Source organism: Enterobacter sp. JBIWA005 (assembly GCF_019968805.1).
Lineage (GTDB): Bacteria > Pseudomonadota > Gammaproteobacteria > Enterobacterales > Enterobacteriaceae > Enterobacter > Enterobacter vonholyi.
Window position 1 is genome coordinate 983,591 of record NZ_CP074159.1, and the last position, 12,942, is coordinate 996,532.

A 12,942-nucleotide genomic window follows, 5' to 3' on the forward strand; every position below is an offset into this window, starting at 1 on the left:
ATCGCTCTGTTAATACGCTTCGTACAGGGTGAGTTTGACAGGTCATCGCATTTGTCAATATCAGAATCGTGGTAATTTACGCGCCGGAATCCTCCTGGATTGTTGATTTCTGCAGCACGTCACAATTTATTAACTTAAGTGAAATTGCGTCGCGTTTCAGAATTTTCGTATCTGCCACAGACCTGGCCGTAAAACTGTGAGAGGATGTCTTTTTTTCCTGCCGGAGTTGTTATGAAGCTCACGTCCAAACTACGCCGTGACTGGCACTACTACGCCTTCGCTATCGGGCTGATCTTTATTCTTAACGGTATTGTGGGCCTGTTGGGGTTTGAAGCAAAAGGCTGGCAAACGTATGCCGTAGGGCTGGTGACCTGGGTCATTAGTTTCTGGCTGGCGGGGTTGATTATCCGCCGTCGCCCTGAAGAGACGACAGCGGATGAGGCAGAGTCGGCGAAGCGCGCCGATTAACCGTTTACGGAACTTTTAAGCGCGCTGTCGGCGGCGTGACGCTCCAGCGCCAGCTCGATCAGGCGGGTGATCAATTCCGGGTAGCTCAGGCCGCTCGCCTGCCACAGCTTCGGATACATGCTGATGTTAGTGAACCCCGGCAGCGTGTTAATTTCATTGATCACCACCTCGTTTTCCGCCGTCAGGAACACATCCACGCGCGCCATGCCGCAGCAGCCGAGCGTCTGATAAGCGCGAATGGCGATCGCCCGGATCTTATCGTTAACCGCCGGATCGAGATCCGCAGGCACGACAACCTGCGCGCCTTTATCATCAATGTATTTGGTGTCGTACGAGTAGAAGTCGCTGTTTAAGACCACTTCACCGCAGGTGCTCGCCTGGGGAAAATCGTTGCCCAGCACGGCGCACTCAATTTCACGACCTTTGATGCCCTGCTCAACCACCACTTTATGGTCGAACTCAAAAGCCAGGCGGACGGCTTGCGTGAACTCAGCTTCGCTGGTCACTTTGCTGACGCCCACGGAGGAGCCCTGGTTTGCAGGCTTCACAAACAACGGCAGACCCAGCTCTGCACTGATTTGCGTAAAGCTGTGTTTGTCGCGGTTGGCGCGGGTGAGCGTCACGAACGGCGCAATATTCAGCCCGGCATCGCGCAGCAGGCGTTTGGTGACGTCTTTGTCCATGCACGCGGCAGAGCCGAGGACGTCCGATCCGACGAACGGCAGGTTGGCCATGCGCAGCATTCCCTGCAGGGAACCATCTTCGCCCAGGGTGCCGTGAACAATCGGGAAGACGACGTCGATCTGGGCGAGAGCCTGCGCGTTGCCGGCGTCGATGAGCTGCCCTTTTACGACGCCGGGTACGGTGGCGACGCTAATTTCTGAAGGATTCAGGGCGATATGTGCCGGATCGTGGGCATTCAGCAGATACTGGCTGGCATCGTTAACGTGCCACTGGCCCTGTTTATCAATGCCCAGCAGCACCACGTCGAAACGGCTTTTATCGATCGCATCAACGATATTTTTGGCCGATTGCAATGACACTTCGTGTTCCGCTGATTTTCCCCCAAAGACAATACCTACGCGCTGCTTAGCCATCTCACTCTCTTCCAGTCTGACGAAAAGCCAATAACATACCACGATGCCCGGCGGGTTTCGCGGCCTTCTGCCATAATGTTTTGTGGAATGTTGAGGGGGGAGAGTGAAAGGAAAAACGCTACTGACTGTATTTATCATTTTGGCCATCGCAACGGTGGGTTACCGCTGGTTGCCGCCTTACTACAACCCTTTCATGCCGCTGATGCTTGACGATCCGCCAGGCCGAATCACCCAGTATAAGCTTCGGCGTTTAACCCCCGAGGCGTGCGCGAGCCTGCTCGCACAGGCTAATCAACGCGATCTCATCCGCACCCGGCCGGTGGCTGACAGCGGCGGCGCGTGTCCGCTGAATAACGTCGTGCGCGTGAGTGACTTCGGCCCGGTCGGCCTGAACAGCAGTTTTCTTGCCAGCTGCCCGCTGGCGCTCAGCTCAGCCCTCTTTATCAGCCAGCAGGCCCGGCCGCTGACAAAACGTTATACGGGCAGTGACCTGGCGCGTATCGACCACCTCGGCAGCTTTGCCTGCCGCAATATTTATCATCGCCCTGACGCGCGCCGCAGTGAACATGCCACGGCGGAGGCGCTGGATATCGCTGCTTTTCGTCTGGCGAACGGTGAACGCGTCACGGTGCTGAACGGCTGGAAGGCGGCCACCACGCAGCCCTGGCTGAAGGCCATGCTGGCGGCGAGCTGTGGGTACTACGGAAACGGACTGGGGCCGGAGTATAACGCGGCGCATGCCAACCATTTTCATCTGGGAATGCGCGGTTTTGGCCTCTGCCGTTGAAGCATAATATTCCACCAGAAAATGGATGAATTGTGACTTATTTCACAAATATGATGACTGGGGAGATAAAACACCAAAGTCAGTCGGGCCGCATCTCTGGTGCGACGTTAATACGCGTAACTTGCTAATCTGTCGGCGAATTCGCCTAAAAATGAAGACTATTTCTTTATGGAATCCTGGAAAGTTAATCTCATCTCGGTTTGGTTCGGCTGCTTCTTTACCGGACTGGCCATCAGCCAGATTTTGCCGTTCCTGCCTCTGTACGTGTCGCAGCTGGGGGTGACCTCGCATGAAGCCCTTTCCATGTGGTCCGGTCTGACGTTCAGCGTCACGTTTCTGGTTTCCGCCATTGTGTCACCGATGTGGGGCAGCCTGGCGGATCGGAAAGGCCGTAAACTGATGCTGCTACGCGCCTCGCTCGGGATGGCGATTGCCATTCTGCTGCAGGCCTTCGCCACCAACGTCTGGCAGCTGTTCTTCCTGCGGGCGGTGATGGGGTTGACGTCCGGGTATATTCCAAACGCCATGGCGCTGGTCGCCTCTCAGGTGCCGCGCGAGCGTAGCGGCTGGGCGCTGAGTACGCTCTCCACGGCACAGATCAGCGGCGTCATCGGTGGGCCGCTGCTGGGGGGCTTTCTGGCGGACCACGTCGGGCTGCGTGCGGTATTTATCATCACTGCGGTTCTGCTGGTGGTCAGTTTTCTGGTCACGCTCTTTCTGATTAAAGAAGGGGGCCGCCCGGTTATCAGTAAGTCTGAACGCCTCAGCGGCAAGGCCGTTTTCGCCTCGCTGCCTTATCCGGGCCTGATGATCAGCCTGTTTGTGACCACTATGGTGATCCAGCTCTGTAATGGTTCGGTGGGGCCGATTCTGGCGCTGTTTATCAAGTCGATGGAGCCGGAGAGCACGAATATCGCTTTTCTTAGCGGCATGATTGCCGCCGTGCCGGGCGTATCAGCCCTGATTTCCGCGCCGCGTCTGGGAAAACTGGGTGACAGGATCGGCACGGCGCGCATCCTGATGGCGACGCTGATCTTTGCGGTGGTGCTCTTCTTCGCGATGTCGTTTGTCACCTCTCCGCTTCAGCTTGGCATATTGCGATTTCTGCTCGGCTTTGCTGATGGCGCCATGTTGCCTGCGGTACAGACCCTGTTGGTCAAATATTCCAGCGACCAGGTGACGGGGCGTATTTTTGGATATAACCAGTCGTTTATGTATCTGGGGAATGTTGCCGGCCCGCTTATTGGCGCCTCCGTTTCTGCGATGGCCGGTTTTCGTTGGGTATTTGCGGCGACAGCTATTGTCGTTTTAATCAATATTATCCAGCTGGCTATTGCGCTGCGACGCCGCAGACAAATGGCGGAGGCCAAATCGGCAAGGTAACGATTTCATAGATGTATTATATATTCTTATGGTAGCCGCATTTTTATATAACAAAATGCGGCTGCTTTTTATAGAAAAACGTTTCGCTCACGGCGCTGCCTCTTTATTTCCGTTCCTGTATCACTTTTGCATACCATAATTAATTTCTTCTCTTTGCAATAGGGATTCAGAGTGATAACTTCAGACAAAACTGAAAAGGAACTGGCACGATGAAAAACCTCATTGCTGAATTGCTGGTCAAGCTGGCACAAAAGGAAGAAGAGTCAAAAGAGCTGGTGGCTCAGGTCGAAGCGCTTGAAATTGTGGTCACCGCGCTGCTGCGACAAATGGCGAAAACCGATCAGCAGGCGTTGATTGAGAGCGTGGAAGGCGCGCTGGATAGCGTCAGGCCTGAATCGCAGGTACCGGTTGAGGATGCTGAGATGCTCCACCAGTACGTAAAGAAGCTGTTAAGGCATCCGCGCAGCTAAACCGTCACAGGACGTAACGACGTGTCATAGAATTGTCATGCAGGATGCCTATAGTCGCTCTGTTTTTATTTTTATGTATTTGTACATGGAGAAAATAAATTGAAACAGAGCGCACTTTTCATCGCATTACTTCCCTTGTTAATTACCCCTGCCATTTATGCTGATACGACGCAAACCAGCGTGCTGGATAATCGTGCGGCAAAAGGGGATATCACCCAGCCTGGCGGCGCGCGTCGTTTATCTGAAGATCAAACTGCTGCTATTCGCGCTTCGCTGAATGATAAGCCGGCGAAAAATATTATTCTGCTGATTGGCGATGGAATGGGGGATTCCGAAATCACGGCGGCGCGAAATTATGCCGAGGGTGCGGGCGGCTTTTTTAAAGGTATCGACGCATTACCGTTGACCGGACAATATACCCACTACGCGCTGGATAAAAAAACCGGTAAACCGGATTACGTAACGGACTCCGCGGCCTCTGCCACGGCGTGGTCCACCGGCGTGAAAACCTATAATGGTGCGCTGGGCGTGGATATTCACGAAAAAGATCATCAAACCCTTCTGGAGATGGCAAAAGCGGCGGGCCTGGCGACCGGCAACGTCTCCACCGCTGAACTTCAGGATGCGACGCCTGCGGCGCTGGTGGCACACGTGACCTCGCGTAAGTGCTACGGCCCGTCAGCGACCAGCGAAAAGTGCCCAACGAATGCGCTGGAAAAAGGCGGCAAAGGCTCGATTACGGAACAGTTGCTGAACGCGCGTCCTGACGTGACGCTGGGCGGCGGCGCGAAAACCTTCGCGGAAACCGCGACGGCGGGCGAGTGGCAGGGCAAAACGCTGCGCGAGCAGGCGCAGGCTCGCGGCTATCAGCTGGTGAGTGACGCAAATGCTCTGGCGGCGATAAGCGAGGCGAACCAGGATAAACCGCTGCTGGGGCTGTTCTCTGACGGCAACATGCCCGTGCGCTGGGAAGGTCCAAAAGCCTCGTATCACGGCAATATTGATAAGCCTGCGGTGACCTGTGCGCCAAACCCGAAACGCACGGACAGCTTACCGACGCTGGCGGCGATGACCGATAAAGCGATTTCTCTGCTGAGCAAGAGCGAAAAAGGGTTCTTCCTGCAGGTAGAAGGCGCGTCGATCGATAAGCAGGATCATGCGGCAAATCCGTGCGGTCAGATTGGCGAAACCGTCGATCTGGACGAAGCGGTGCAGAAAGCGCTCGCGTTCGCGAAAAAAGACGGTAACACCCTGGTGATCGTCACCGCGGACCACGCGCACGCCAGCCAGATCGTTCCGCCAGATACCAAAGCCCCTGGCCTGACGCAGGCGCTAAACACCAAAGATGGTGCCGTCATGGTGATGAGCTACGGCAACTCTGAAGAAGAGTCCATGGAGCACACGGGCACCCAGCTGCGTATTGCCGCCTACGGCCCGCACGCGGCCAACGTGGTAGGCCTGACCGATCAAACGGATCTGTTCTACACCATGAAGGCTGCGCTGGGCCTTAAATAATAAAATCCCGGCGGAAATCACATCTGCCGGGTGGTTTTTTTCCTGTCACGAACCAGACTTACAGGGAATGTTCACAAAAGGATGGTGCAATGAAAACAACATTACTGGTTACTCTGCTCTCCGGCCTGTTCCTGGTCGCATCGGCGAACGCGGAAGAGAAAACGTTAACGCCGCAGCAGCAGCGTATGACCACCTGTAATCAACAGGCGACGTCTCAGAGTCTGAAGGGCGATGCTCGTAAGACCTACATGAGCGACTGCCTCAAAAACGGCGCCTCGAAGCCGGCTGAAAAAAGCCTCACGCCTCAGCAGCAAAAGATGCGCGAGTGTAATGCCAAGGCAACCGAGCAGTCCCTTAAAGGGGATGACCGCAGCAAGTTCATGAGTGCCTGCCTGAAGAAAAAAGTGTAGTTCGAACGGGTGAGCGGCATCGGCGGCTCACCCGAAATTTCATACTTTCCCCGCAGACCCCCTCTCTATAATTTGGGAAAATGTTTCAGAATATTCCCAAAAATGATGAATGATGAAACGTATTACAACAAAAAGCGCATTCGGGAAGAGTGGAATTTAACCCTTTCTCAGGATGACCCTCACCGTGCCGGCATTCAGTTTGCCCGGCGGGTTCGGCTGGCGCGCGCCGTGGGGCTGGCAGCGATGTTTTTCCCGGTTGCGGGAATGCTGGTCACCCATTTTTTACCCGGAGGCTGGTGGCTTTTACTGGTCGGTTGGGCGTTCGTCTGGCCCCATTTCGCCTGGCAGTTATCCTGCCGGGCCGCGTCACCTCAACAGCAGGAAGTGTTCAATCTTAAGATCGATGCCATCATTGCCGGGCTCTGGATCGGCGTGATGGGGATGAGCGCGTTACCCTCGGCAGCGCTGGTGATGATGGTAGGTATGAATATGATGGGCTCCGGGGGCTGTCGCCTGTTTATCCCGGGGATCCTGTTGACTCTGCTCTCCGCGCTGGTGACGCTGCCGCTTGTCGGGAGCGTGGCTGTTTTCAGGCCCGACCCGGTAGAGTGGGGCCTAACGCTGCCCGTACTGGTGCTTTATCCCATGCTTTTTGCCTGGCTCAGCCACCGCACCGCCGTCAGGCTTGCAGAGCACAAGCAGCGGCTGGAAATGATGAGCACCCGTGACGGCATGACCGGGGTCTTTAATCGCCGCCACTGGGAAATGCTGCTGCGAAATGAATTTGAGCATTGCCGCCGCGACCACTGCACCGCCACGATTTTGCTGATTGATATCGACCACTTTAAAAACATCAACGACACCTGGGGGCACGCTGTCGGCGACGAGGCGATCATCGCCATTACGCGTCAGCTCCAGCGGTCAGTACGGTCAGGCGATGCTATAGGCCGGTTTGGTGGGGATGAGTTTGCGGTGATTATGTCGCAGACCGCGGCGGAAAGCGCCATCGCGGTGATGTCGCGGTTGCATGAGCGGCTGGAAAAACTGACGTTACCGTGCGCACCAAAAGAAGCGCTGCGCATCAGCGTAGGCGTTGCCCCCTGGGGGCCGCAGTTTGGACATTATCGGGAATGGCTGAAGGCGGCTGACGTGGCGCTGTACAGGGCGAAAAATGCCGGGCGCGGCCGCACCGAAGTGGCCGCCTGACGCCCGGTCAGAAATCAGGATTTACTCAGCTTCTCTGATTTTTCCATGCATTTTGCCATTGCCTCAATGACGGCTGAGCGGAACCCGCGCTCTTCCAGCACCCGCACCGCTTCAATGGTGGTACCGCCTGGGGAGCAGACCATATCTTTCAGCTCACCCGGGTGTTTACCGGTCTCCAGCACCATTTTGGCGGAGCCCATGACGGCCTGCGCGGCGAATTTATACGCCTGGGCGCGCGGCATTCCACCAAGAACGGCGGCATCGGCCATCGCTTCTAAAAACATGAAGACATACGCAGGGGCTGATCCACTGACGCCGACCACCGGATGTATCATCGATTCGGCAATCACTTCTGCTTCGCCGAAACAGCGGAAAATGTTCAGTACATCAGCCACTTCTTCTGAGGTCACCAGCGCGTTAGGCGTGACGGAGGTCATGCCGGCGTTGACCAGCGAAGGGGTGTTGGGCATCGCGCGGACGATTTTACGATCGTGACCCAGCGCGCGCGCCAGCTGATCGAGGGTGACGCCCGCGGCAATCGACACCACCAGCGTCTCTTTATTCAGGCTGGAGGTGATATCGCTCAGTACTTTGATCATGATGTTCGGCTTGACGGCGCCAAAGACGATATCGGCGACCTGGGCCACTTCCTGCGCGCTTTCGGCGGCGTTGATCCCGTACTGATCGCGCAACGCGGCGACCTTGTCCGGTGACGGGGTATAGACCCAAATCTGACCCGGCAGCACCTGCCCGCTGGCGATCAGGCCGCCCAGGATGGCTTTGCCCATGTTACCGCAGCCGATAAACCCGATTTTCTTGTCCATCACGATTCTCCGTCATTATGCGTTGTTTTCTCTGATTGATAGCTTAACAACGAAATGCAGGCGACAATAGTCGGCAGAGTTATTATGGGGAGACAATATGGCGATTTGGGTTGATGCGGACGCGTGTCCGAATGTGATTAAAGAGATTTTATTTCGCGCCGCCGAGCGCGTTCAGATGCCGCTGACGCTGGTGGCGAACCAGAATATTCGCGTACCGCCTTCGCGGTTCATCCGCTCTTTGCGCGTGCCGGCCGGGTTCGACGTGGCGGATAACGAAATTGTCCGCCTGTGCAGCGCGGAGGATCTGGTGATCACGGCGGATATTCCCCTGGCTGCCGAAGTGCTGGAAAAAGGGGCCGCGGCGCTCAATCCGCGCGGAGAGCGATACTCGCCGTCGACCATTCGCGAGAAGCTCACCATGCGCGATTTTATGGATACGATGCGGGCCAGCGGCGTGCAGACCGGGGGACCGGACAGCCTGTCACAGCGCGATCGTCAGCAGTTTGCTGCCGAACTGGATAAATGGCTGCTGGAAGTAAAGCGCCGCACAGCGTAATGATAATTATTGTCAATTTGTGGTACAGTGTGGCTTCCACAGGGTTGTCATCCCGTACCGCTTTGCAGTAAAGTAATCGCAACATCTTCTGCAATTATTTCTTTACACTCTTCAGCCATCCGGCATCAAGGGGAACACCTGGCTATGACCCAACCCATCTTTTTAGTTGGCCCCCGCGGCTGTGGGAAAACCACCGTTGGCCTGGAGCTGGCACGCGTGTGTCATCGCCAGTTTGTGGATACCGACCACTGGCTGCAAACCGAGGCCGGAAAAACCATCGCTGAGATTGTTGAGCAAGAGGGATGGGAGAGCTTTCGCGCGCGCGAAACGGCCGCGCTGAAAGCGGTCACCACCCCGTCTGCCGTGATCGCGACCGGGGGTGGCATTGTTCTGGCGGAGTGTAATCGTCACTTTATGCGCGAAAAGGGGATTGTGATCTACCTTAGCGCGCCGGTGTCGGCCCTGGTTGGGCGTCTGGAAGCCTTTCCGGAAGAGGGGCAACGCCCTGCGCTGACTTCCAGGCCGCTGAACGAAGAGGTAAGTGAAGTGCTGGCGGAACGCGATGCGTTATACCGCGAAGCGGCTCACCACGTGGTGGATGCGTCAGCCTCTCCTGAAGACGTTGTGATTCAGATTATTACCGCCCTGCGTTTGGCTTGTGCCAGCTAAGCGGCGTCTATACTTATAGCTCAGACATAAAAAAAGGATGAGCTATGCCAACCAGACCTCCCTATCCGCGTGAAGCGCGCATTGTTACCGTTGAAAAAGGCCATACGGGTCATACCGTGACCTGGTATCAACTGCGTGCCGATCACCCCAAGCCGGACTCGCTGATCAGTGAACACGAGACTGAACAGGAAGCGCTGGATGCGAAACGGCGCTATGAAGATCCCGATATAACCTGAATGTTTTCCTAAACGCTCCAGGATCGTGCCTGAATCACACTTTTTACTCATCGTGAAAGTTAAGCAGGAGTTAATATTTAGTTATTACAAGTAACTCTGGTATCGGCAGGCGATCTTTACATTTCGATGTCGGGATCACCTGCTACGCTTGGTGCTGTTTTGTTGAAAAAACGAACTGTGCAGCGTAGTGAGCCTGTACCTGTGTGCACGATGTTGGAGTAATGGAAGGCGATAAAGATGAAGGCAACGTTGGCGATCCTCACCATTGGTGTGGTCCCTGTAAGCGAAGTGTTACCGCTCTTAACCGAGCATGTATCTGAACAACAGATAACGCATCTTAGCCTGTTGGGGAAGATGAGTCGGGAAGAGGTCATGGAGGACTACGCTGTCGAGGCGGGGGAGGATCCCCTGGCGACGTTATTAAGTGACGGTAAACTGGCGCACGTTTCACGCCAGAAAATCGAGCGCTCGCTGCAGGGCGTGATAGAAGTGCTCGATAATCAAGGTTATGACGTTATTTTGCTGATGAGCACGGCTCCCATTAAGGGGCTCACGGCGCGTAATGCGATTTTGCTGGAACCTATGCGGATCATTCCGCCGCTGGTGGCCTCCATCGTGGATGGTCATCAGGTGGGGGTGATTGTCCCCATCGAGGAGCTCATGGATAACCAGGAGGCAAAATGGCACGTGCTGGAAAAAGTGCCCTTGTACGCGCTGGCGAATCCGTTCTGGGACAGCGAGGCCAAACTCATTGCGGCCGGGAAGGAACTGCTGGAGAGAGGGGCCGATGTCCTGATTCTGGACTGCTTGGGTTTCCACCAGCATCATCGTGATTTACTGCAAAAAGCGCTGGATGTCCCGGTGCTGTTATCCAACGTACTGATGGCTCGCCTGGCCTCGGAACTGCTCGTGTAATGATTTTGCGTGACAGGTGATGAGCATGGCCCCTATAGTGAATTTTTATCTAAAAATATAAGGGCCAGTTCATGCTTCAGAGTAACGAATACTTTTCCGGTAAAGTGAAATCCATTGGTTTTACCAGCAGCAGCACTGGCCGCGCCAGCGTTGGCGTAATGGCAGAAGGGGAATACACCTTTGGCACGGCGGAAGCGGAAGAAATGACGGTCGTCAGCGGTGCGCTGAACGTCCTGCTGCCGGGCGAAACGGAATGGAAAGTTTACGCTGCCGGGCAAGTTTTCAACGTCCCTGGCCACAGCGAATTTCATTTGCAGGTGGCTGAGCCCACCTCTTATCTGTGCCGCTACCTGAAATAAAAAATTAGCCGGGTGGCGCTAACGCTTACCCGGCCTACGTTTTGCCCGTTATCTCTGCGCTTCGCCGCCGAGACCTTCCACCAGATTCTGAATCAACGCGGCCAGCTCGCCGGTCATCAGGATGAAATCCGCGTCAAAACGCTGGGCGTAATCTTCCCTGTCGATATCTTCGTTCTGATCGCGCAGCTCGTCGCAGAACTTAAGACGCTTCACGGAGCCGTCGTCGCACATCACGAACTGGATGCGCTGTTGCCAGTCGAGCGCCAGCTTGGTGACCACTTTACCCGCTTCGATGTGTACGGCGATCTCGTCGCTGACCAGATCCTGCTTCTTCGCGCGGATCACGCCGCCATCTTCCAGCAGGGCTTTCAGCTCGGCTTCATCAAGGATCTGGAAGCCCTGGGCCGCAGCGCCGCTGCGTACCCATTCGGTCAGCGTCAGCTCGATCGGCGTTTCCAGCGCCAGCGGAACGACCGGTAAAGATCCGATGCTTTTGCGCAGCAGGGCCAGCGTATCTTCTGCTTTCTTGGCGCTGGCGCAGTCCACCATGATCAGCCCGTTGACGGTGTCGATCCACATCATGGTCTGGCTGAAGCGGCTAAAGGCGCGCGGCAGCAGGGAGTGCAGTACTTCGTCCTTCAGCGAATCTTTTTCGGTTTTTTTCAGCTTGCGGCCCTGTTCGGCTTCCAGCTTAAAAATTTTCGCCTCGAGCGCCTGCTTAACCACCGGCGTCGGCAGGATTTTCTCTTCTTTACGGGCACAGACGATAATTTGACCCGTGCTGCTGGCGTGGGTCAGTGCATCGCTTTGTGAACCCATTGGCGGAACCCAACCGGTTTTTGCCATATCCTGGCTACCGCAAGGGGAAAAGGTATAAGCGGCTAACTGTTTTTCCATCTCTTCTGCACGCAGCGAAACGTCGCGGCTGAGACGGTAAACCATCAAATTTTTGAACCACAGCATGATAATTTCCACGGCCTTGTCGTTAAATCAGCGGGCATGATAACGAATTGTCGCATCGCTTGCATTGCTAATCGGGATGCGTGCTTCTACTCTGTTGATAATCAAAATAATGAGGAGAGTCTTGTGCGTATTGGGATCGATTTGGGCGGCACCAAAACAGAAGTCATCGCGCTGAGCGAGCAGGGGCAGCAGCTGTTTCGCCATCGTCTGCCAACGCCGCGCGATGATTATCGCCAGACTATCGAGACGATTGCCCAACTGGTTGAGATGGCCGAGCAGGCGACAGGGCAAACCGGGAGCGTAGGGATGGGGATCCCGGGGTCGATCTCGCCGTATACCGGCGTGGTTAAAAATGCCAACTCCACCTGGCTCAACGGTCAGCCGTTCGATAAAGATTTGAGCCAACGTCTGAACCGGGAAGTGCGTCTGGCCAACGACGCTAATTGTCTGGCGGTCTCCGAGGCCATCGACGGCGCGGCGGCAGGTGCCCAGACCGTGTTTGCCGTGATCGTCGGTACCGGCTGCGGTGCGGGCGTGGCGTTTGGCGGACGCGCCCATATCGGCGGTAACGGCACCGCGGGTGAGTGGGGTCACAACCCGCTGCCGTGGATGGATGAAGACGAGCTTAAATACCGCGCTGAAGTGCCGTGCTACTGCGGAAAACAGGGCTGTATTGAGACGTTTATCTCCGGTACCGGTTTTGCGACCGACTACCATCGCCTGAGCGGCCAGCCGCTCAAGGGTAATGAGATCATGCGTCTGGTCGAAGCGCAGGATCCGGTGGCGGAGCTGGCGCTGAGCCGCTACGAAATGCGGCTGGCGAAATCCCTGGCGCACGTGGTGAATGTTCTCGATCCGGACGTGATTGTGCTCGGCGGCGGCATGAGCAACGTCGACCGGCTGTACGCCACGGTACCGAACCTGGTGAAACAGTGGGTTTTCGGCGGCGAGTGTGAAACCCCGATCCGCAAAGCTGTCCACGGTGACTCCAGCGGCGTGCGCGGCGCGGCGTGGCTGTGGCCGGAATAAAAGCAAATAGTGTTTATTCCCTCTCCCTGTGGGAGAGGGCAAGGGTGAGGGGCTC

General features: G+C 55.9%; 16 protein-coding genes. 13 read left to right on the plus strand and 3 right to left on the minus strand.

Translation table 11 applies throughout. The features are described from left to right. The first annotated feature begins 231 nt into the window (after positions 1–231). Positions 232–468 carry a DUF2754 domain-containing protein gene (locus KGP22_RS04630; protein ID WP_111963445.1) on the plus strand — a complete coding sequence of 79 codons (237 nt, stop codon included), beginning with the start codon at positions 232–234 and terminating at the stop codon, positions 466–468. On the opposite strand, the gene ddlA is transcribed toward KGP22_RS04630, so the two are convergent. Then, the gene (gene ddlA, locus KGP22_RS04635; protein WP_111963444.1) at positions 465–1,565 is read right to left on the minus strand and encodes a D-alanine--D-alanine ligase; all 1,101 of its coding nucleotides are present in this window, start codon (positions 1,563–1,565) and stop codon (positions 465–467) included. The two genes, KGP22_RS04630 and ddlA, sit on opposite strands and share 4 nt — an antisense overlap. A 103-nt stretch (positions 1,566–1,668) precedes the next feature. On the opposite strand from ddlA, the gene KGP22_RS04640 reads away from it, so the two are divergent. The 6 genes from KGP22_RS04640 (at position 1,669) to adrA (ending at position 7,336) form a co-directional block, all read left to right on the plus strand. Further along, positions 1,669–2,352, plus strand: coding sequence for an extensin family protein (locus KGP22_RS04640; RefSeq protein ID WP_149366133.1), 684 nt, complete (start codon positions 1,669–1,671; stop codon positions 2,350–2,352). Between the two features lie 168 nt (positions 2,353–2,520). Further along, positions 2,521–3,735, plus strand: a complete 1,215-nt coding sequence (locus KGP22_RS04645) for a multidrug efflux MFS transporter (RefSeq protein ID WP_048990434.1) — start codon at positions 2,521–2,523, stop codon at positions 3,733–3,735. A gap of 209 nt (positions 3,736–3,944) precedes the next feature. Continuing rightward, positions 3,945–4,205, plus strand: a complete 261-nt coding sequence (gene iraP, locus KGP22_RS04650; RefSeq protein ID WP_024906786.1) for an anti-adapter protein IraP — start codon at positions 3,945–3,947, stop codon at positions 4,203–4,205. A gap of 99 nt (positions 4,206–4,304) precedes the next feature. Further along, positions 4,305–5,720, plus strand: a complete 1,416-nt coding sequence (gene phoA / locus KGP22_RS04655) for an alkaline phosphatase (protein ID WP_223581412.1) — start codon at positions 4,305–4,307, stop codon at positions 5,718–5,720. Positions 5,721–5,809: 89 nt separating this feature from the next. Continuing rightward, a complete protein-coding gene (gene psiF, locus KGP22_RS04660; protein WP_008503278.1) occupies positions 5,810–6,130 on the plus strand; it encodes a phosphate starvation-inducible protein PsiF in 321 nt (106 codons plus the stop codon). 102 nt (positions 6,131–6,232) lie between these two features. After that, the gene (adrA, locus tag KGP22_RS04665; protein ID WP_111963441.1) at positions 6,233–7,336 is read left to right on the plus strand and encodes a diguanylate cyclase AdrA; all 1,104 of its coding nucleotides are present in this window, start codon (positions 6,233–6,235) and stop codon (positions 7,334–7,336) included. Positions 7,337–7,350: 14 nt separating this feature from the next. On the opposite strand, the gene proC is transcribed toward adrA, so the two are convergent. Continuing rightward, positions 7,351–8,160, minus strand: coding sequence for a pyrroline-5-carboxylate reductase (gene proC, locus KGP22_RS04670; protein ID WP_111963440.1), 810 nt, complete (start codon positions 8,158–8,160; stop codon positions 7,351–7,353). Between the two features lie 97 nt (positions 8,161–8,257). Here proC and KGP22_RS04675 point away from each other — a divergent pair, with 97 nt between their 5' ends. From KGP22_RS04675 to ppnP, 5 genes are all read left to right on the plus strand, one after another. Further along, a complete protein-coding gene (locus tag KGP22_RS04675) occupies positions 8,258–8,716 on the plus strand; it encodes a YaiI/YqxD family protein (RefSeq protein ID WP_010428006.1) in 459 nt (152 codons plus the stop codon). A gap of 144 nt (positions 8,717–8,860) precedes the next feature. Further along, a complete protein-coding gene (gene aroL, locus KGP22_RS04680) occupies positions 8,861–9,385 on the plus strand; it encodes a shikimate kinase AroL (protein WP_032639634.1) in 525 nt (174 codons plus the stop codon). Between the two features lie 44 nt (positions 9,386–9,429). Further along, the gene (gene yaiA / locus KGP22_RS04685; RefSeq protein ID WP_023334675.1) at positions 9,430–9,621 is read left to right on the plus strand and encodes a protein YaiA; all 192 of its coding nucleotides are present in this window, start codon (positions 9,430–9,432) and stop codon (positions 9,619–9,621) included. Positions 9,622–9,858: 237 nt separating this feature from the next. Then, positions 9,859–10,536 (plus strand): AroM family protein, encoded by a 678-nt coding sequence (locus tag KGP22_RS04690; RefSeq protein ID WP_032661586.1) that lies wholly within the window; start codon positions 9,859–9,861, stop codon positions 10,534–10,536. A gap of 71 nt (positions 10,537–10,607) precedes the next feature. Beyond that, on the plus strand, positions 10,608–10,895 hold the full coding sequence (gene ppnP, locus KGP22_RS04695; RefSeq protein WP_008503270.1) for a pyrimidine/purine nucleoside phosphorylase: 288 nt from the start codon (positions 10,608–10,610) through the stop codon (positions 10,893–10,895). Positions 10,896–10,943: 48 nt separating this feature from the next. On the opposite strand, the gene rdgC is transcribed toward ppnP, so the two are convergent. Next, on the minus strand, positions 10,944–11,858 hold the full coding sequence (rdgC, locus tag KGP22_RS04700) for a recombination-associated protein RdgC (RefSeq protein ID WP_023310540.1): 915 nt from the start codon (positions 11,856–11,858) through the stop codon (positions 10,944–10,946). A gap of 123 nt (positions 11,859–11,981) precedes the next feature. Between rdgC and mak the strand changes: the two genes are divergently transcribed. Continuing rightward, on the plus strand, positions 11,982–12,887 hold the full coding sequence (gene mak, locus KGP22_RS04705) for a fructokinase (protein ID WP_223581413.1): 906 nt from the start codon (positions 11,982–11,984) through the stop codon (positions 12,885–12,887). The last annotated feature ends 55 nt before the right edge of the window (positions 12,888–12,942 follow it).